The 20,397-nt window shown below is 68.0% G+C and carries 14 protein-coding genes; 6 read left to right on the top strand and 8 right to left on the bottom strand.

Features of this window, described 5'->3' with window-relative positions; all coding sequences use genetic code 11:
- Nucleotides 1-20: 20 nt before the first annotated feature.
- A complete protein-coding gene (locus ACFW0G_RS04580; protein WP_378323347.1) occupies nt 21-4,340 on the top strand; it encodes a GH92 family glycosyl hydrolase in 4,320 nt (1,439 codons plus the stop codon).
- A 56-nt stretch (nt 4,341-4,396) separates the two neighbouring features.
- On the opposite strand, the gene ACFW0G_RS04585 is transcribed toward ACFW0G_RS04580, so the two are convergent.
- Nucleotides 4,397-5,179 carry a TetR/AcrR family transcriptional regulator gene (locus ACFW0G_RS04585; protein ID WP_378323348.1) on the bottom strand — a complete coding sequence of 261 codons (783 nt, stop codon included), beginning with the start codon at nt 5,177-5,179 and terminating at the stop codon, nt 4,397-4,399.
- 121 nt (nt 5,180-5,300) lie between these two features.
- Between ACFW0G_RS04585 and ACFW0G_RS04590 the strand changes: the two genes are divergently transcribed.
- From ACFW0G_RS04590 to ACFW0G_RS04600, 3 genes are all read left to right on the top strand, one after another.
- Nucleotides 5,301-6,011, top strand: a complete 711-nt coding sequence (locus tag ACFW0G_RS04590) for a hypothetical protein (protein ID WP_378323349.1) — start codon at nt 5,301-5,303, stop codon at nt 6,009-6,011.
- Nucleotides 6,012-6,156: 145 nt separating this feature from the next.
- The gene (locus ACFW0G_RS04595) at nt 6,157-9,291 is read left to right on the top strand and encodes a GH92 family glycosyl hydrolase (RefSeq protein ID WP_378323350.1); all 3,135 of its coding nucleotides are present in this window, start codon (nt 6,157-6,159) and stop codon (nt 9,289-9,291) included.
- The gene (locus ACFW0G_RS04600; RefSeq protein ID WP_378323352.1) at nt 9,288-11,348 is read left to right on the top strand and encodes an FUSC family protein; all 2,061 of its coding nucleotides are present in this window, start codon (nt 9,288-9,290) and stop codon (nt 11,346-11,348) included. The genes ACFW0G_RS04595 and ACFW0G_RS04600 overlap by 4 nt, the downstream gene beginning before the upstream one ends.
- Before the next feature lie 15 nt (nt 11,349-11,363).
- Here ACFW0G_RS04600 and ACFW0G_RS04605 read toward each other — a convergent pair whose 3' ends face one another.
- The 7 genes from ACFW0G_RS04605 to ACFW0G_RS04635 form a co-directional block, all read right to left on the bottom strand.
- Nucleotides 11,364-12,485, bottom strand: coding sequence for an FAD-dependent oxidoreductase (locus ACFW0G_RS04605; protein WP_378323353.1), 1,122 nt, complete (start codon nt 12,483-12,485; stop codon nt 11,364-11,366).
- 183 nt (nt 12,486-12,668) lie between these two features.
- On the bottom strand, nt 12,669-13,502 hold the full coding sequence (locus tag ACFW0G_RS04610; RefSeq protein WP_378323354.1) for a MarR family transcriptional regulator: 834 nt from the start codon (nt 13,500-13,502) through the stop codon (nt 12,669-12,671).
- A 125-nt stretch (nt 13,503-13,627) separates the two neighbouring features.
- A complete protein-coding gene (locus ACFW0G_RS04615; RefSeq protein WP_378323355.1) occupies nt 13,628-14,692 on the bottom strand; it encodes a serine hydrolase domain-containing protein in 1,065 nt (354 codons plus the stop codon).
- 10 nt (nt 14,693-14,702) lie between these two features.
- Complete coding sequence (locus ACFW0G_RS04620) at nt 14,703-15,392, bottom strand: hypothetical protein (RefSeq protein WP_378323356.1); 690 nt, start codon at nt 15,390-15,392, stop codon at nt 14,703-14,705.
- 161 nt (nt 15,393-15,553) lie between these two features.
- A complete protein-coding gene (locus ACFW0G_RS04625; RefSeq protein WP_378323357.1) occupies nt 15,554-16,411 on the bottom strand; it encodes a helix-turn-helix domain-containing protein in 858 nt (285 codons plus the stop codon).
- Nucleotides 16,412-16,558: 147 nt separating this feature from the next.
- A complete protein-coding gene (locus ACFW0G_RS04630) occupies nt 16,559-17,194 on the bottom strand; it encodes a DUF4360 domain-containing protein (RefSeq protein ID WP_378323358.1) in 636 nt (211 codons plus the stop codon).
- 375 nt (nt 17,195-17,569) lie between these two features.
- A complete protein-coding gene (locus tag ACFW0G_RS04635; protein ID WP_378323359.1) occupies nt 17,570-18,205 on the bottom strand; it encodes a DUF4360 domain-containing protein in 636 nt (211 codons plus the stop codon).
- A gap of 508 nt (nt 18,206-18,713) precedes the next feature.
- On the opposite strand from ACFW0G_RS04635, the gene ACFW0G_RS04640 reads away from it, so the two are divergent.
- Together ACFW0G_RS04640 and ACFW0G_RS04645 are read left to right on the top strand one after the other, a co-directional pair.
- A complete protein-coding gene (locus ACFW0G_RS04640; protein ID WP_378323360.1) occupies nt 18,714-19,220 on the top strand; it encodes a MarR family winged helix-turn-helix transcriptional regulator in 507 nt (168 codons plus the stop codon).
- 43 nt (nt 19,221-19,263) lie between these two features.
- On the top strand, nt 19,264-20,253 hold the full coding sequence (locus ACFW0G_RS04645; RefSeq protein ID WP_378323362.1) for a malate dehydrogenase: 990 nt from the start codon (nt 19,264-19,266) through the stop codon (nt 20,251-20,253).
- Nucleotides 20,254-20,397: the final 144 nt, after the last annotated feature.

The raw sequence follows: 20,397 nt of genomic DNA on the forward strand, positions 1-20,397 counted from the left end.
GAAGAAAGCTTGGTGCAACGATGCCCCGAAGCGTCAGATCCGTCCACGCGACCCTGGTCGCCGTGGTCGCCGCCACCGGACTGGCCGTTCTCCCGGCGACCGGTACCGCGGCCGCGGACACCCAGCCCCCCGATTTCTCCTCCTCCTTCGAACCGTCGGATCCGCAGTCGTCGTGGACCGACACCGTTGACACCGACGCGGCGGGCAAGCCGCGGTCCTCGGGGGTCAACGGCGCGAACGGGACCGCGATCCCCGGCGACATCCGGGGCAAGGTGACCGAGACGACCGCGAGCAACGAGAACACGGGCGGCGGTGAGGTCGTCGCGAACCTGGTCGACGGCTCCCCGGACACGAAGTGGCTGTCCTGGCAGCCGACCGGTTGGGCGCAGATCGCGCTCTCGGCGCCGACGTCGATCACGCACTACGCGCTGACCTCGGCCAACGACGTGCCGGAGCGGGACCCGAAGGACTGGACGCTGCAGGGCAGCAACGACGGTACCGCCTGGTCCGATGTGGACAAGCAAAGTGGACAGTCGTTCACCGCGCGGTTGCAGGAGAAGGGCTACAAGCTCGCGGCGCCGAGCGCGGCGTTCAAGTTCTACCGGCTGAACGTCACCGCGAACAACGGCGCCCCGATCATGCAGCTCGCCGAGCTGCTGCTGGCCAACGACGATCCGGCGCCGCCACCGCTGCCGAACATGCGCAGCTTCACCGACAGCGGCCCGACCAGCGGGTACACGAACAAGAACCGCGCCGGGTTCACCGGGGCGAAGGCGTTCCGCTACTCGGGCACCCAGACCGCGACCGGACACGGCTGGTCCTACAACAGGATCTTCGCCGTCGACATCCCGGTGACCGCGTCGACAGAGCTGTCCTACAAGGTCCAGCCGCAGTTCATCACCGGCGATCTGAAGTACCCGAGCACGAACGTCGCGATCGACCTGGCGTTCACCGACGGCACCTACCTGCGCGATCTGGGCGCGACCGACCAGTACGGCTTCCCGCTGACGCCGGAGGGCCAGGGAGCGAGCAAGATCCTCTATGCCAACCAGTGGAACCTGGTGCGGTCGCTGATCGGCACGGTGGCCAAGGGCAAGACGATCTCGCGGATCCTGGTCGGCTACGACAACCCGAACGGCCCCGGCAACTTCCAGGGCTGGCTCGACGACGTCAAGATATCCGCGACGCCGACGCCGCCGGCGAGCAAACGGCCCAGTGACAACGTGATCACCACCCGCGGCACGCTGGCGAACAGCACGTTTTCCCGGGGCAACAACTTCCCGGCGACGGCGGTCCCGCACGGGTTCAACTTCTGGACCCCGGTGACCGACGCGAGTGCCGACCAGAACGGCACACCCCGGTGGCTGTACAACTACCATTCGCAGAACAACGCCCAGAATCTCCCGCAGTTGCAGGCGTTCAGTGTCAGTCACGAGCCGAGTCCGTGGATGGGTGACCGGCAGGTCTTCCAGGTGATGCCGTCGGCGGCCGCCGGGGTGCCGGACGCGAACCGCGACGCGCGGGCGCTGCCGTTCAAGCACAGCGACGAGACGGCACGGGCGCACTACTACGGCGTGCGGTTCCAGAACGGGATCCAGACCGAGATCGCGCCGACCGACCACGCGGCGATGTTCCGGTTCTCCTTCCCTGGCAACGATTCCAGCCTGGTCTTCGACAACGCCACCAACTCGGGCGGGCTGACACTCGACACCGCGACCGGCACACTGTCCGGCTACACCGACACCGGCGCGTCCGCCGGGGCGGGCCGGATGTTCGTCTACGCGACGTTCGACAAGCCGGTCACGGCGGGCGGCAAGCTCACCGGGCAGGGCCGCGACAAGGTGACCGGGTACCTGCGGTTCGACGCCGGTGCCGAGAAGACGGTGCAGATGCGGATCGCGACGTCGCTGATCAGTGTGGAGCAGGCGAAGAAGAACCTGGCGCAGGAGATCGCCCCGGCGGCGACGTTCGACTCGGTGCGTGACGCCGCGCAGCGGGCGTGGGACGACCAGCTGAAGGTGATCGAGGTCGAGGGCGCGTCGAAGGACCAGCTCACGACGCTCTACTCGAACCTGTACCGGCTGTTCCTCTATCCGAACTCCGCGTTCGAGAACACCGGCACCACCGACAAGCCCGCGTACAAGTACGCGAGCCCGGTGTCACCGAAGTCCGGTGTGGACAGTCCGACCCAGACCGGGTCGAAGATCGTCGACGGGCAGATGTACGTCAACAACGGGTTCTGGGACACCTATCGCACGACGTGGCCGGCGTATTCGCTGCTGAGTCCGGACATGGCGGGCAAGATGGTCGACGGGTTCGTGCAGCAGTACCGCGACGGCGGCTGGATCGCCCGCTGGTCCTCCCCCGGGTACGCGGACCTGATGACCGGGACCAGCTCGGACGTCGCGTTCGCCGACGCCTATCTGAAGGGTGTGCGCAACTTCGACGTCAAGTCGGCCTACGACGCGGCGGTGAAGAACGCGACGGTGACGCCGCCGAACTCGGCGGTCGGCCGGAAGGGACTGGACCAGTCGATCTTCCTCGGGTACACGCCCAACACCACCGGTGAGGGTTTCTCGTGGGCGATCGAGGGCTATGTCAACGATTTCGGCATCGCGAACCTGTCGAAGAAGCTCTATGACGAGGCCGCGGCGAACGACCCGCGCAAGGCGGAGTACTTGGAGAACTACGAGTACTTCACCAGCAGGGCGCAGCAGTACGTGAACTTGTTCGATCCGAGCGTCGGGTTCTTCCAGGGCAAGGACGCCGGCGGCAAGCCGACCCGGTCGAAGGCCGAGTACGACCCGCGCGTGTGGGGCGGGGACTACACCGAGACCGACGGCTGGAACATGGCGTTCACCGTGCCGCAGGACGGGCAGGGCCTGGCCAACCTCTACGGCGGCAAGGACAAACTGGCGGCCAAGCTGGACGCGTTCTTCGCCGATCAGGAGACCGCGAACTTCCCTGGCTCCTATGGCGGGACGATCCACGAGATGCGGGAGGCGCGGGACGTGCGGATGGGCCAGTACGGCCACTCCAACCAGCCCTCGCATCACATTCTCTACATGTACGACTACGCGGGTCAGCCGTCGAAGACGCAGGCGAAGGTGCGCGAAGCGCTCTCGCGGCTCTACAGCGGCAGCGAAATCGGGCAGGGCTACGCGGGCGACGAGGACAACGGCGAGATGTCGGCCTGGTACGTCTTCAGCGCGCTGGGCTTCTACCCGCTGCAGATGGGCAGCCCGGACTACGCGATCGGTTCGCCGCTGTTCACGAAGGCGACGATTCACCTCGGCGGCGGTAAGGACCTGGTGATCAACGCGCCGAAGAACAACGCGAAGAACGTCTACGTCCAGTCGCTGAAGGTGAATGGCAAGCCCTACACCTCGACGTCGCTGTCGCAGGACCTGCTGGCTCGTGGCGGGACGCTCGACTTCGAGATGGGCCCGAACCCGTCGAAGTGGGGCACCGGCCCGAACGACGCGCCGAAGTCCATCACCACCGGTGACGCGGTGCCGGCACCGCTGCACGACGAGACCGGGCCCGGCAGGGGCACGGTGTCCACTTCGGACGGTTCGGACGCCTCGGCGTTGTTCGACAACACGTCGCGGACCGAAGCGCGTGTCACAGGTGCGGTGCAGTACCAGCTCAAGTCGTCGAAGGAGGCGGTCACGCACTACACGCTGACCTCGCCGAAGGGCGCCGGAGACGTGAAGGGCTGGGTGCTGAAGGGCTCCTACGACGGCAAGACGTGGGCGGTCGCGGACGAGCAGGCGAACCAGTCGTTCGCCTGGCGGCAGCAGACGCGGTCGTTCAAGGTGGCCAAGCCCGCGCACTACAGCTACTACCGGCTGGAGGTCACCGCGACCACCGGCGGGACGGCGTCGCTGTCCGAGGTCGAGCTGCTCGGCAAGCCGGACGCCGCGTGCACGCAGACCGTCACCGGCACCCACCAAGGCCCGCTCACGGTGTCGGGCGGCACGACGTGCCTGGAGGACGCGACGGTGACCGGCCCGGTGACGGTGGCGCGGGGGGCGAGCCTGGTGGCACACGGCGGGACGATCTCCGGGCCGCTGTCGGCCTCGGGCGCCGACCAGGTCGTCCTGGCCGGGACGAAGGTGGGCGGACCGGTGTCGATCACCGGGTCCACCGGCACGGTGTCGATCGAGCGGGCCGAGATCGGCGGCCCGCTGGCGTTGACCGGCAACCGGGGCCCGGTGGTGACGTCGAGTTCGATCGGCGGTCCGCTGGCCTGCACGGGCAACACGCCCGCGCCGACCGACTACGCGCTGGGCAACACCGTCCGCGGTCCCGCCGCGGGCCAGTGCTCGGCACTGTAGGCGGCTGACATGCCGTTAAGGCCACCTTACGGGCGTCTGACGCCCGTAAGGTGGCCTTAACGGCATCCGGGGAAGGTGCCCAGGTCGTTCGTGGTGATGCGGGTTTCGATGCCGTCGAGGATGGTGTCGAGGCCGAACGCGAGAGCGTGTTCGGGGTCCTGGGCCGCATTGAAGTGCGCACCGACAGCACCGCCGACGCGGGCGGACAGGACGAGGTCGTCGGTCATGACCTGTTCGAGGACCGGGGCGACGACACTCCACCATTCGGCGTCGGACATCCCGGAGTCGGCTTGGGCCCGCGAGGTGCTCCGGTGCGCGCGGGCGGCACTGTCGACGTGGCCGAGCACCAGGGTCAGCGCGGCGTCCATCTCGACGTCGGACAGGCCTATGCCATCGAGAGGACGCAGCTCGGTTTCGTACTTCCGGCTGATGTTCGGCCCGAGGTTCGGGCGGGACGCGCGGATGTCGAGCAGCCACGGATGCCGCTGGTAGAGGGACCAGTTCCGCTCGGCGACGAACTTCATCGCCGCACGCCAGCCGCCGGCGCGGGTCGCGGCCTCGACGTCGTTGCCGTACAGCTCGCCGAGGACCGAGTCGACCATGAGCGTGGTGAGCTCGTCCTTGCCGGGAACGTGCCCGTAGAGCGACATCGCGCCGACACCCAGGTGGTCGGCGACCTTGCGCATCGAGACGGCGTCGAGCCCGTCGGCGTCGGCGATTTCGATACCGGCGGCCACGATCGCCGGCACGGTGAGACCGGAGCGGCCGGGAGCGGGATGGTGCCCCCACAGCAGGTAGATGCCGCGTGTCAGATCCGACACCGAGGAACGTCGGCTCACCCGCGATCTCCTTCCCGACCCGGCGGACCATCGCCTTGTCACTGCCGTACACCGTACCGTACAGTTCTGCGGTACGCCGTACGGTACGGCGTACCGCAACATCCGCCGAGGGGAATCACGAATGGCCCACGAGATGACCGTGCCGCTGCTGCCCTGCCGGTCCATCGACGAGATCGCCGAGTTCTACGAAATGCTCGGTTTCACCCAGACCTACTACCAGGCCCGCCCCTACACGTGCGTGTCGCTGAAGCGCGAGGACATTCAACTGCAGTTCTTCGGCATGCCCGGTTTCAACCCCGAAGACTCCTACGGAAGCTGCCTGGTGATCGTGCCCGACACCGGCGAGCTGTTCCGCGCCTTCGCCGACGGGATGCGCGCGGTCCACGGCAAGCTGCTCGTCTCCGGGATTCCGCGGATGACCAGGCCCCGCAAGCGAAAGAACGCCGGGAACCTGTCCGGATTCACCGTCGTCGATCCCGGTGGGAACTGGATCAGGATCTTCGCCGCCAAGGCGGACCCCACCGACGAGGCCCCGGGGAAGCTCGCCGCGTCCCTGCGCAGCGCCGTGGTCATGGGCGACTCCAAAGGCTCCGACGAGCAGGCCGCCCTGATCCTGGACAACGGGCTCCGCCGTCACCAGGAGACCGCGACGCCGGTCGATCTGCTCGAAGCGCTCGCCTACCGCACCGAACTCGCCGTGCGCACCGGCGACCCGGCCGCCGCCCGCGATTTTCTCACCCGGGCGGCCGAAGTCCCCCTCACCGACGCCGAGCGGTCCGCCGTCGCTATCACGCTCGCGAGCCTTCACGACCTCGCGGCCACGCTGCCCTGACATCCGTCGCGGCGGCCGCGCAACTGCGCCACCACACTGGGCCGCGCGGACGTCGAGGCGACACGGAACCTGATCGAACGGTTCCTCGCCGGGGACGGCAGCGGCGTCCGCTGCCGACTCACGAGGCGGCGGATACGGTGAGCGGGTGACGATCACCGGGTTCTTCTCCTCCTTCGAGTCGGGTGATCCGCAGCCAGTGGACCCGGCCCTGCGCGTCGGCGCCGGGCCGGAACACTCCCCGACCGCGAAGACCGGCGTCGGCTACACCGGCTTTCGCGCACTCCGCTACTCCGGCACCACCTGGGCGACACTGTTCGATCTCGACGTCGAGATCACCGAGCACAGTGAACTGTCCTATGTGGTCTTCCCGGAGCCGGACGACGGCCCGGGTTACCGCAGTACCTACGTCGCGCTCGACGTCGAGTTCGAGGACGGCTCCACGGCCGGGTTCTCGGCCACCGAGCAGGGCGAGGAAAAAACGCTCTACGTCGGTCAGTGGAATCTCGTCCGCCATCGCCTCGGCGCCTTCGCGGGACGTCGTGCCCGCCGGATCACACTGGTGACCGCGCCGCCGCCGGGGGAAGACGAGCCGTGCGGCTGGCTCGACGACGTCCGCATCGCCGAGCGCGTGATCGAGCCGCGTGAGCAGGTCGACCACGTCCGCACGACCCGCGGCACGCACTCCAGCGGCGAGTTCTCGCGGGGCAACACCTTCCCTGCGACGGCGGTGCCGCACGGATTCAACTTCTGGACCCCGGTCACCGACGCCGGCGCCACGAACTGGATCTACTCCTACCACCGGCACAACACGTCCGAGAACCGCCCGGCGCTGCAGGCCTTCGCGCTCAGCCACCAGCCGAGCCCGTGGATGGGCGACCGCCATACCTTCCAGGTCATGCCGGGAATCGGCGCGGTCGAACCCCGCCGGGCGCGGCGCGCGCTCACGTTCTCCCACGACGAGGAGATCGACCGGCCTCATCACTACGGCGTCCGGTTCGACAACGGCGTCACCGCCGACCTCGCCCCCACCGAGCACGCCGCGATCCTCCGCTTCACCTTTCCCGGCGAGCATGGCTGGCTGCTGTTCGACAACGCCCGCAACCGCGGCGGCCTCCGCCTGCACCCGGCGACCGGCGTCGTCACCGGGCACACGTGGGTGCGCAGCAGGCTCTCGACCGGCGCGCGCCGCATGTTCGTCTACGCCGAGACCGACGTCCCCGTCCGCCACGGCGGCAAGATCCGCCGCCCGCCCTGGCGGACCGTCACCGGCTATCTGGAGTTCGACGCGCCCGCGGTGACGCTGCGGATAGCGACCTCGCTGATCAGTCTCAAGCAGGCCAAGCGCAATCTCGCGTTGGAAATCCCCGCCGGGACGACGTTCGAGCACGTCCGTGACCAGGCCCGCGCGCAGTGGCAGGAGTTGCTCGGCCGCGTCGAGATCGAAGGCGCTACCGAAGATCAGCTCACGACGTTCTACTCGAACCTCTACCGCCTGTTCCTCTATCCGAACATCGCGCACGAGAACACTCCGAACGGGATCCGCCACGCCAGCCCGGTCATCCGCCGCCTGCTGCCCAGCACCCGGACCCGCACCGGCGCGAAGATCGTCGACGGCGAAATGTACGTCAACAACGGCTTCTGGGACACCTACCGCACCACCTGGCCCGCCTACGCCCTGCTCACGCCCCGCCGCTGCGGCCGGATGATCGACGGGTTCGTCCAGCAGTACCGCGAAGGCGGCTGGATCTCCCGGTGGTCCTCCCCCGGCTACGCCAACCTCATGACCGGCACCAGCTCCGACGTCGCCTTCGCCGACGCCTACCTCAAGGGCGTCCGCGGCTTCGACGTCGAAACCGCCTACGACGCGGCCGTGAAGAACGCCACGGTCACCCCGCCGGCCCAGGCAGTCGGCCGCAAGGGACTCGATCGCTCGATTTTCCTCGGCTACACGCCCACGTCCGTCCACGAAGGACTGTCATGGGCGCTCGAAGGCTGCGTCAACGACTTCGGCCTCGCCAACCTCTCCGACGCCCTCGCCCGCGAAAGCGAAGGACACCGCGCTCGCGTGTACGCCGACAACGCGGCCTACTTCCGCCAGCGCGCCCAGCAGTACGTCAACCACTTCGACCCGGAGATCGGCTTCTTCCAGGGACGCAACCGCGACGGCACCCGCCACTTCCCCGCCCACGGCTACGACCCCGAGGCCTGGGGTGGCGACTTCACCGAAACCAACTCCTGGAACACCGCCTTCTCGGTACCCCACGACGGCCCCGGCCTCGCCGCGCTCCACGGTGGACACGCCGCGCTCGAAGCCAAGCTCGACACCTTCTTCGCCACGCCCGAGACCGGCCGCAAACCCGGCTCGTACGGCGGGATCATCCACGAGATGACCGAGGCCCGCGACGTCCGCATGGGCCAGTACGGCCACTCCAACCAGCCGTCCCACCACATCCCGTACGTCTACAACCTCGCCGGGGCGCCCGCGAAAACCCAGCGCGTCGTCCGCGAGATCCTCCGGCGGCTCTACCTCGGCAGCGACCTCGGCCAGGGCTACTGCGGGGACGAGGACAACGGCGAGATGTCCGCGTGGTACGTCTTCAGCGCACTCGGCTTCTACCCGCTCGCGGTCGGCAGCCCGCGCTACGCCCTCGGCGCACCCCTGTTCCGCACCGTCACCATCCACCTCGAAAACGGGAAGGACCTCGTCATCCGCGCCCCCGGCAACACCGCGGACACCTGCTACGTCAGCGGCCTCACCCTCGACGGCGAACCCTGCGACACCACCACCGTCGCCCACACCGCCCTCACCCGCGGCGCCGTCCTCGAGTTCGACCTCACCACCTCTCCCACCGGCTGGGGACGGCCACCCGCACCCCCTGCCACTCCTGCCCCGCTGACCGACCTCACCGGCACCGCCCGCTCCGCACACGGCGACACCACGCCATTGTTCGACGACACCTCCCGCACCGAGACGACCTTCCGCACCGCCACCCCGACTATCGCATTCACCCCCGACAATCCCGGACACGAACTCGTCATGTACACGCTCACCTCCGGTGTCGGCGCGGGAGATCCCCGTGCCTGGGTCCTCGAAGGCTCACCGGACGGCGACCACTGGACCACTCTCGACGAACGTCGCGACGAACTGTTCCGCTGGCGCCGCCAGACCCGGCCGTTCGTCCTCGGCACCCCCGCCACACACCCGCACTACCGGCTGCGCGTCACCGCCGCGACCCGGCGTCATGTCAGCCTCGCCCAGTGGGAGCTTCTCGCCCGATGATCAGAAATCTCCACGACCGCATCACCGCGTCCGACCCCGGCCTGGTCCGTCTCCGCGTCGGCCTGTCCGCCGTGCTGGGCATCGTCATCGCGATCCTCGCCCTGCTGCCGGTCCACCTGCCGCTGACGATCATGCTCGTCGGCGCCATCTCCGCGATGACGACCGCGTTCACCGTCAACGACACCACCCCCGGAGCCCAGGCCGTCACCCTCGGACTGGCCTGGGTCACCGGCGCCGCCACCGTCACCATCGCCAGCCTCGGCGCGACCCTGCCGCCGCTCAACAGCGTCCTCATCGTCGTGCTGATCTTCTTCGCCGTCTACGCCCAGCGCTTCGGGCCCCGCGGCATCGCGCTCGGCTCGGTCGGCTTCTTCCTGTTCTTCTTCGCGATGTTCCTGCAGACCCACATCAAGCAGGTCCCCGAAGTCCTGCTCGCGCTCACCGTGGGCATCGCCGCCAACGCCCTGGTCCGGTTCGTCATCCTGCGCCGCAACGCCGACGCCGAACTCCTCCGCGTCCGCCGCGCCTTCCGCGCCCGGCTCGCCACCGTCATCCGCGGCTGCGAGGCCTATCTCGCTGTCGACGGCAACGACCGCACCAGGAAGCAACTGCGCACCGCCTACAACCGCCTGCACGAATGCGTCCTGCTCATCGAGGACTCCGCACCCGACGTCGTCGGCGAAGAGGTCGCCGGCCGGCTGCGCCGGCGCGCCATCGAAGTCGAACTCGCCGTCCAGTGGCTCGTCATCACCGTCCAGCGCACCTGCAGCAAGGACCTCGCCGAGGAAACCCGCGACGACCTCATCGCCCGCCTGGCCCGGTTCCGCGCGCTGATGGAACGCGACCCTCGCGAACTCCCGCTGATCAGCCAGACCGGCGAGTACAGCCGCATGCTCGTCGAAGGCAGCCGCATCGACGAACGCGCCAAACCCGGTGACGGCGTCCGCCGCGCCATCGCCGAACTCGCCCTCGCCGACGACCGCGCCCAGCGCGCCGCCGAGCGAGAAGCCACTTTGGACAGTCCGTACGACCCTGACGAAGCCGAGGAACCCACCCCGGCCTTCGCCTACGACAACCGCACCCGCAGCGCCATCCAGGCCGTCATCGGCGGCGGGCTCGCCGTGCTCGGCGGCGAACTCGTCTCCCACCAACGCTGGTACTGGGCCGTGCTCACCGTGTTCGTGGTGTTCATCGGCACCTCGTCGTCCGGCGCCACCTTCGTCAAGGGCGCCCGGCGTGTCGGCGGCACCCTCATCGGCATCTTCGGCGGCATGCTGCTCGCCCTGCTCGTCGGCGGCAACCTCCCCGCCACCCTCACGCTGATCATGGTGTGCGTGTTCGGCATGGTCTACACCTCCCGCGTGTCCCAGGTGGTGATGTCCTTCTTCATCACCTGCATGCTCGGCCTGCTCTACAGCCTGCTCGGCACGTTCAGCCTCGAAGTGCTGTGGATCCGCGTCGCCGAAACCGCCGTCGGCGCGACCGCGGGCATCCTCGCCGCGCTCGTCATCCTCCCGGTCCGCACCCGCTCGGTCATGCTCGACGACATCGGCACCGTCCTCGACGACCTCCACGAGTTCCTCGAAAAGACCGAGAAACTGTTGTCGGGCGAGGAGAACGTCAACATCGTCGAACTGTCCCGCGACATCGACCGCGACGTCGACACCCTGCGCACCACGGTCGAACCGCTCACCCACCCCGTCAACCTGCACAGCGCCCGCCGCGACTACGGCTGGCACGTCCTCACCACGGCCGAGACCATCGCCTTCCGCGCCCGCCACGTCGCCGCGCGCGCCGAGCCCGGCCAGCTCACCGGCCCCGTCGCCGACCGGCTGAAACTGTTCACCGGACGCCTGCTCGCCAACATCGACAAGATCCACGAAGCCGTCGGCGAACCGGGAAAGACGGTCCACCCCCTCATCCGCGACGACGGCACCCCGGTGGCCGACCGGATCGACCACGCCGAGACCCGCGCCGTGCTCTCCAGCCTCAGCCACCTCGACGAAGGACTGATCGCCCTCGGCCGGGCCTTCGGCGTCGAGGCCAAGAACCCGTGAGCGTGAGCCCCGCCCTCAAGAGCGTCCGAACAGCGTGACCACGCTGTTCGGCGCCTCCTGGCCGAAGAAGGTCTCGAGATTGTGCGCCGATTGGGCGGCGACCTCGCGGCTGCGCGGGAAAAGCCGCTTCTCATAGGCGGCGAGCGCAGACTCGACGTCAGGCTGCCCGGCCAGCTCGCGCGCCAGGTCGGCGCCGTCGTACATGGCGAGGTTGGCGCCTTCGCCGGCGAAGGGCGACATCAAGTGCGCGGCGTCGCCGACGAGCGTCACGCCCGGCACCCGGTCCCAGCTGATCCCGACAGGGAGCGCGTGGATCGGCCGGAGCCACGGCTCCGCGTCGCTGCCTGTCACGAACGCGGTGAGCAGCGGCGACCAGCCATCGAACTCGTGGACGAGGCGGCGGAGACCGGCGGCCGGGTCACCGAAGTCGATCGACCGCATCCACTCCTCGGGTTTGTTCAGTGCTACGTAACCGCGCACACCGCCGTCCGCGTCGCGGTGGGCGATGATGCCCTGGCCCGGTGCGACCGCCATCAGTGTGCCGCTGCCGATCGCGGCCACGCTGGCCTGGTGGTCCTGGCCGCCCGAGGCGAGGGCGATCTCGACGAAGCAGGTGCCGCTGTAGCGCGGCTCGGCCTGGGTGAGCAGCGGCCGGACCTTCGACCAGGCGCCGTCCGCGCCGACGACGACGTCGGCGTGGACGGTGGAACCCGCCGTGAAGGTGAGGTCGAAGCCGCCCGTCGGGTGGTGCCGGAGCGCGGTGAGCTTGTGGCCCCAGTGGATGGTCCCGGGGGCGAGCGAGTCGATGAGCAGGCGGCGGAGTTCGCCGCGATCCACCTCGGGGCGGGCCGAACGGGGGTCCGCGGGCCGGTCGAGCAGGATCGTGCCGTGGCGGTCGACGACGCGCTTGGCGTCCTCGCCTGGCCGGACCAGGGCGCGGAACTCGTCGTACAAGCCCGCCGCGTGGAGCGCGACCTGCCCGGTTTCTTCGTGGATGTCGAGCAGGCCGCCCTGGGTGCGCGCCGTCGCCGACGCCTCACCCTCGTAGATCGTTGCGGCGACGCCGTGGGCTTGGAGGACCCGTGCGAGCGTCAGCCCGCCCAGTCCCGCTCCGACGATGGTGACGGTCTTCTGCATGGTGCGCTCCTCGGTTGCGGTCGACACCGGGAGCGGGCGGGACGCCCGATCTCGGCACGGAGACGCTCACCGATAGGAACCATCCTGCATCGATGTGTGCGCGATGTCCGGCGAGCAACGCCGCGGGACATCGTTTTTCGCGACACCACGAATCTTACCTGGCTTCGGATTCCACGGCGACCGCTACCAGGGATAGGTGGCCTGGAGAGTGGCTGAGACGGGGGTGAGGTCGGCGGTGAGGTGGTCGAGTTCGGCAGGGCTCAGCGCGTTGTACGGCGCCTCCGCGAGCCGGTCGGTCATTGCCTCGACTCGTTCCTTCGTGGCGCGGCCGGCAGGGGTGAGCCAGCCGTCGGTCCCGACGAGACCGCGGGCACGCATGCCGTCGATGACCGCGGTCAGCTGCGCGGCGGGGAGATGATGGACCCGGCCGAACTCCTGCGCGGGCATGTCGACGGACAGGGCGTGGAGCACGTGGGCCTCCGTCCCGCCAACGCCCTCGGCCACCAAAGCGACGGTGTGGCCGTCGCCGCGATGCTCGCGGAGCAGAGTGGCCGCGTGCCACAGCCGCGCCATCGGCTCCTGCGGTACCGGGAGCGCGCGAAGCGCGGCATAGAGCGCGCGCCCCTCCACAGGTGCGCTGGTCGCCGCCCGCAGCAGGAGTTCGCCGGCGCGTGTGATGGCGGGGCAGTCGGCGAGGTCACCGAGGATCCGCCGCATCGCCGCGACGCAGCCTCGCTCGCGAGCGGCCAGCGCCGCCTCGGGCGTGGTCAGGTCCCAGACCCGCGGGATGTGCCGTGCCACCTCGCCGGGAGCGAAGCTGTAAAAGACCGCGTGGACCACCTCGGCGGGCACCGACCGGCCGAACGGCGCGGCCCGCCCGGCGAAGTAGGCGTCCCACTGGTTACGCAGGCCCAGCGCCATCAGGTCGTCGTCGGAGCCCTCGGCGAGGTAGGGCACCAGACCGATCGGCTCGATCAGGTCGTACATGCGGCGGGCGACGGGTTCTGGGTGCGACATCTCGTCTCCTGTGCTCGTGGCGGCGCCCTCGTGGCGGCCGCTCACCCACTCCACGAACGGCTCACCCAGGATCCGACACCAAGAGCTTTGCCAATCTGGTCGGGCACCCGTCGACCACGCCGGAGTCAGGCCGCAGCGGGAGTGACACTCGCCGAGACCTCGGCGAGCAGGCGTCCGATGTTCTCGTTCCAGCGTGAGCACAGGACGAGGTCACGGGCTGGGTCGACCCACAACAGATGCCTGCCCCCGTTCCCCCGGGCACCGCGCCCGGTCCGCGGCGCCATCGGCCAGGGCTTGCGCTCGTCGTTCAACCACCACAGGTAGCCGTACTCGGGTTTGACCTCGCACGGCGACCACGAACGCCGGATCCACTCAGCACTGATCAGCTGCCGCTCGCCGGCCCTGCCGCCGTCGAGATACAGCTGGCCGAGCAGTGCGAAATCGGCGGCGGAAACGAACAGGCCGCCGCCCCAGTGCGCGCCGCCGCTCACCACCGCGACCGACGTGCCATTCACGTCGACGAACGAATTGCGATAGCCGTGCCAGGACCAGGTCGATGACGTGCCGAGCGGGCTCATCACGGTGTCTCGCAATACGTCTTCGAGCGAACGCCCCAGCAGCACGGTGAGAGCGTAGGTGAGCAGGTTCATCCGGACGTCGTTGTAGGCCCAGCCCTCCCCTGGCGGAGTCCCATGGACCTCGGTGCCCTCACGGAAGCTCTGCAAGTCAGCCGAAGTCGGCTTGGTCCAGAGCGTGCCCTCCCACTGGCTCGTCTGCTGGAGCAAGTGTTCCCAGGTGATGTCCCGTGCCGCGCCCTCGGCGAACTCGGGCAGGCCGAGGACGTCGTGTACCGCCTGATGAGGTACAAGCAGTTCGGCATCGTATGCGGCTCCGGCCACCACGGACGCGACACTCTTCGTGGCGCTGAACGCCATTTCGGGCCCCGAAGGGTCACCCCAGGTGGCAACCTCGCTGCCACCGAAACGGACCACGCCGCTACCACCGGCCGCGTCGAGCAACGGCCCGATGACCTCGGTGTGACTGGCGTCGGCTACCTGAGTCGCCAGATAGCTTTCCATGTCGCGCGCGGCTTCGGTCCAGGTGCACGTGGTGGTCTCGATCGCCCGGCTCAGCCTGGCCTGATCCAGAACAGCCCCAGAAGCGCTCGTGATGATGTCCGGCCCCGTCACCACCGACCCCCTACCCGACCCTCGCCCGCTCGCGCATCCGGCGGCGAGCCACCACGAGCACGAGCACCACTTCCACCGCGGTCACGACCACACCGAGGAGCACCGCCGTGGTGTTGCCCGACTGCGTCCGCTCGATCATCTGCTGGTAGTCGAAGACGTCCGTGTCACCCCGGCCCGAGGAGACCTGGCAGACGTCGCCGGGGCTCATCACCCTGCCCTCGCAGCTGGGCGACGCGCCGCTGTCCACGAGGCTCGTGACCAGCAGGAACGGCCCAAGCAACACCGCCAGCCCGAACAGCACCACCGCGACCACGAGCACCAGGGCGTTGTCCCGGACCCGCTTGAGCACCTCCGCGCCGCTCCCCGGTCTCAGACCACGCACCAGCAGGTCCTGGTTCCGATCGACGTACGCGGTCGCCGCACCGTCCACTGTGGAGCCGGACGGGATCTCGAACACGAGCCAGGTGTCGGGCGGGCACCGCACCACGACCGGCGCCCCCGACCGGACCGCCCGCAGCATGGGCGCGGCCTTAGCCGCGGGCGCGTCCGGCAACGCGCCGTCCAGATGACGTTGCAGATGCGCACGGGCCTGCTCCTGCGTGGGGAACGCCTCGAAGTACGGGATCACTTCCAGACCGTCTTCACGACGGCTGCTGGTGTAGACCCACATCCAGCCCCACGCCGACTCCTGTCCCGCCATCCGCGCCCCGATTCAGTTGTGGACACCCTGTTCGCGGCGAGACGCTAATGACGGCCGATGAAATCGCGATGAAACCGTCCACCGTCGCGACGTGATCGGTAAACGCGGCACGCTCTGCCGGATGCCCACGGATCTACCCTGGCAACACGCGAGCCGTCATCTTAGCCCTGCATCCGCTCGTATTCACTCGCGTACCGCGCGAGCCGGTGAGCCGTCTCAGCCTCGCTGAGCGCCCCCTGCTCCAAGCTTGAGGAGACCTCGTAGAAGGCTTCCACCGCAGGCCGATGGTCGATGAACAAGGCAGCCACGTACACATCGATGTAGGTAAGCGCCGGATGATCGTCGTAGTCCATCAGCCGGAACGGGGTCGGGAACGCTCGGAATCGCGGCAAGGACTCGGGCACGAGCCTGACGGTGCAGCACGGCAGGTTCATCGCCAGCGTCAGGTACTGCACCTGCTCGTGCATCACCGCCGGACCGCCGACCCCTTCCCGGATCGCACGCTCATGCACGTAGAAGGTGCAGTGCGGCGGGTTCCGTTTCTCGAGCAGGTTCTGCCGGTCCATCCGTGCGCCGACCAGCCTGTCGATCCGGTCCGTCGCGACTGCCTGGCCCGCCTCGAAAACCGCACGTGCGTAGCTTTCGGTCTGCAGAAGACCGGGGATGGTCATCGGCTCGTAGTTGATGATCGCCTGGGCCAGGTTCTCCTGGATGATCAGCGACTTCAGCGGGTCGACCAGGCTGTCGAAGTACGGCCGCACCCAGTACAGATCGCCGTTCGGCACCGCCGTCAGGTCGATGATGCGCTCGCGTTCGGCTCTCGGCGCGCCGCAGATGGCCAGATACACGGCCGCGTCGGTGGACGAGATCGCCCGGCGGCCGTTCTCGTAGAAGGAGAGACTCGACAACGGCAGGCCCGTCTGTCGCGAAAGCTCCCGGCAGGTCAGCTCGTTGGACTCGCGCCAGGTCCTCAGTTCGAACCCGACTTCCCGGTACCGCGCAGTGGATGGATCGCTCATGGAAGGGACGCTAGAGCGGCTCCGCCACGCCGGGCGCCAAGCCACGCGCGGATTCACCGCAAGGGAGTGCGGTGTCTCCGGCCCGGAACACGGCGGACTCGTGAGCGCCAAGGGGGTGAGCGCTCACGAGTCCGGAGTCACACGCTGTTACGGGCAGTTCTTCCAGGCGAAGTGGTAGATGGTCTTGATGCTGCCGTCCGTCGAGTCCATCGTCAGGAAGCTCGTCGTCTTGTTCGGATCGGAGCTTCCGGCATTCACCCGCAACTCCGTGTTGATGTTGAGGTTCCGCTCCTCACCACACGGCTTGAAGACGATCGCGCCGACATCCGTCGAATCCCGGAACTGCCAGTCGTCCTCGAAGAATCCCTTGATCGGATGATTCACGTATGCCGTCGGCGAGTTGCCCTGGAAATAGTAGTTCGCTCGTTCGAGCCCGGACGCACCGGATTCGAGATGGGCGAAACCGCGGTAATCCGCCGCGGCGATTCCATAGGTGAATCCCTGCGGCACGTGGACACGTAGGTTGATCTGACAGTTCTTGCGGAAGTCCGTTGGCGACGAACCGACACCGACCTGGGCCGTGTATTCGCTGTAGGTCACCGTGAACGCCGTGTTGTCGCTCGCCACCGCGACCGCGGCCGAGTTGGGCGGGCAGCCGCTACCGTTCACGGTCGCGACGTCGATGATAATCCTGTCCGGCGGAGGATTCGTCGGCCACGAATGCGGCGTCGGCGAAGCGACCGATGAAAGCGCTAAAAGGGCAGCAGCCATCGTAGTAAGCATGGGGTTCCTTCCCCTTACTTCCGATGTGGGCGGGGGTGTCGACAGGGTAGCGCAACCGCTACCTTCCGAGGCCCACTGAATGGAGCAACGTAATTACTTAGCTACACGCAGCAAAGTTTTTACCGTATCCTTAACAAAGCCACTGTGGACATTGACCGTTCAACAAAAAATGCGCGAAAAACCCACAGTGACGAACCAATGCACCGAACTGGTCTGGACAGCCCGGCACGAATACAACCCGGCAAACAAGGCAATTGGGGTATCCCATTCACCGCGACGACGTCGCAACGGCCGCCAGGCCAGGCAGCACTCGTCCGCGAACGCACTGGGGCGCGTGGCCACCGGAGACCGGGCACACACGCGTCCCAGCGCCGCTCACTGCTCCGGGCAGGTCTTCCAGGCGAAGTGGTAGATGGTCTTGATGCTGCCGTCGGTCGAGTCCATCGTCACGAAGCTCGTCGTCTTCTTCGGATCCGACGTACCGGCATTCGCCCGCAGCTCCGTGTTGATGTTGAGGTTCCGCTCCTCACCACACGGCTTGTAGATGATCGCACCGATATCCGTTTGGTCGGTGAACTGCCAGTCGTCCTCCAAGAACCCCTTGAGAGGATGGTCGATAAAGGCAGTCGGCGAGTTGCCCTGGAAATAGTAGTTCGCTCTTTCCAGCCCGGTCGCGCCCGCTTCGAGATGGGCGAAACCACGGTAGTCGGCCTGCGTGATCCCATAGGTGAAGCCCTGTGGAACGTGCACCCTCAGGCTGATCTGACAATTCTTGCGGAAGTCCGTCGGTGACGCCCCAACGCCGACCTTGGCGGTATAGATACTGTAGGTCACGGTGAACGCCGTATTATCCGGCGCCACCGAAACCGCGGCCGACTTGGGCGGGCAACCGGTACCGTTCACAGTAGCGACATCGATGATAATCTTGTCCGGTGGCGGATTCGTCGGCCATGTATGCGGAGCAGCGACCGACGAAATTGCTAAAAGGGCAGCAGCCATCGCAGTAAGCATGGGGTTCCTTCCCCTTACTTCCGTGTGGGCGTAGGCTTCGCCAGAGTAGCGCAAGCAGTACCACGCGACGCCCGCTGTATGGAGTAAAGTCATTCACGCAGGGTCACGCCCCGGTAAATACGTAAGAATTGACAAAAGAATCGACGGGCCGGACCGGGTAGTCACACCTTCGGAACCGTTTTAGAAGTCCCCGCCCGCCGGAGCCCTTCCGCGCCCCGGGGATGAGGCAGTGGCCAAGGAGAGGCGTCGAGGAGTGCCGCCGCGCGAAACCCGATGGATGCCTGTTCGCGAGCCGTGTCCCCATAGGACTCCCGTGCCGGTAAGGCCCCCTCGCAGGCACCTGACGCCGTCAAGGTGGCCTTACCGGCATCGACGCGGCGAAGACATCCTCGCCCACCAGCAACCGTGAGGACGCGGCGGGATCACGGGATCACACGATCCCGTATCCAACTCGATACCCCCTGAACAGCGGTATTAGACACCGAACGATGAGACGTCAAAGCGTTCGATGCCTCGCCAGTTGCGTTACGGTGCAGCTGTGCCCCACCTCCCGGAAGCTCCCATCGGTGTAGTGCTCGCCCGCACCGCCAAGGTCGTCGGCCGCGCCTTCGACGACGCACTCGCCGCGAAGGGCGGCTCCCAGCCCGTCTGGCAGATCCTCATCACCCTCAAGACCCGCAAGCCGACCACCCAGCGCGATCTCGCCGCGGCCGTCGGGATCCAGGGCGCCACGCTCACCCACCACCTCAACCGGATGGAAAACGACGGACTGGTCACCCGCCGACGTGATCCCGGCAACCGCCGCGTCCACCTCGTCGCCCTCACTGACAAGGGCGAAACCACCTTCCACACCCTCGCCGCCGCGGCCATCGCCCACGACAAACAGCTGCGCGCGGGGCTGTCCGACCGCGAGATCGCCACCCTCGCGGCCCTACTCGCCCGGCTGAGCGGCAATATCGCCGCCCCGGCGAACAGTGACTGGACGCACCCGGACGACGACCGCGCGGGGTACTAGCATCGCGGTACTAGCCAAAGTCGTCTCAAGCTGGAGAAGCGCAATGACCCAAGCCCCCGTCAACGTCACCGTCACCGGTGCGGCCGGACAGATCGGCTACGCGCTGCTGTTCCGCATCGCGTCCGGTCAGCTGCTCGGCACCAACACCCCGGTGAAGCTGCGGCTGCTGGAAATCCCGCAGGCGGTCAAGGCGGCCGAGGGCACCGCGATGGAGCTCGAGGACGGCGCGTTCCCGCTGCTCGCCGGGATCGACATCTTCGACGACCCGAAGCAGGCGTTCGAGGGCACCAACGTGGCCCTGCTGGTCGGCGCGCGTCCCCGCTCCAAGGGTATGGAGCGCGGCGACCTGCTCGAGGCCAACGGCGGCATCTTCAAGCCGCAGGGCGAGGCCATCAACGCCGGCGCCGCCGAGGACATCCGCGTCCTGGTCGTCGGCAACCCGGCCAACACCAACGCTCTCATCGCGCAGCAGCACGCCCCCGACGTCCCGGCGGAGCGCTTCACCGCCATGACCCGCCTCGACCACAACCGCGCGCTCGCGCAGCTGTCGAAGCGGCTCGACGTACCCGTGACCGACATCAAGAAGGTCGCGATCTGGGGCAACCACTCCGCCACCCAGTACCCCTCGATCCAGCACGCCGAGGTCGCCGGCAAGAGCGCCACGGAGGCCGTCAACGACCAGGCCTGGCTGGCCGACACCTTCATCCCGACCGTCGCCAAGCGCGGCGCGGCGATCATCGAGGCCCGCGGCCTGTCCTCGGCCGCCTCCGCCGCCTCGGCCGCCATCGACCACGTCTACACCTGGGTCAACGGCACCGCCGAGGGCGACTGGACCTCCGCCGGCGTCGTCTCGGACGGCTCGTACGGCGTGCCGGAGGGCCTCATTTCCTCCTTCCCGGTCACCGCGAAGAACGGCAAGTACGAGATCGTCCAGGGCCTGGAGATCGACGAGTTCTCCCGTCCCCGCATCGACGCTTCGGTCAACGAGCTGGCCGAGGAGCGCGACGCGGTCAAGAAGCTCGGCCTGATCTGAGGCTGACCACTAGACAGGGAGAGGTCCGGGGGGGCGGCCCCCGCAACGGCCCGGCCGCGGGGGTGGGTGGGTTGGTTGGGGGGTTGTTGGGGTTGCTGGGGGGGTTTTTTTTGTGGTTTGGCGGGGGGGTGGGGGGGTTTTAAA

The sequence above is a fragment of the Amycolatopsis sp. NPDC058986 genome (assembly GCF_042741125.1).
Classification (GTDB): Bacteria; Actinomycetota; Actinomycetes; order Mycobacteriales; family Pseudonocardiaceae; genus Amycolatopsis.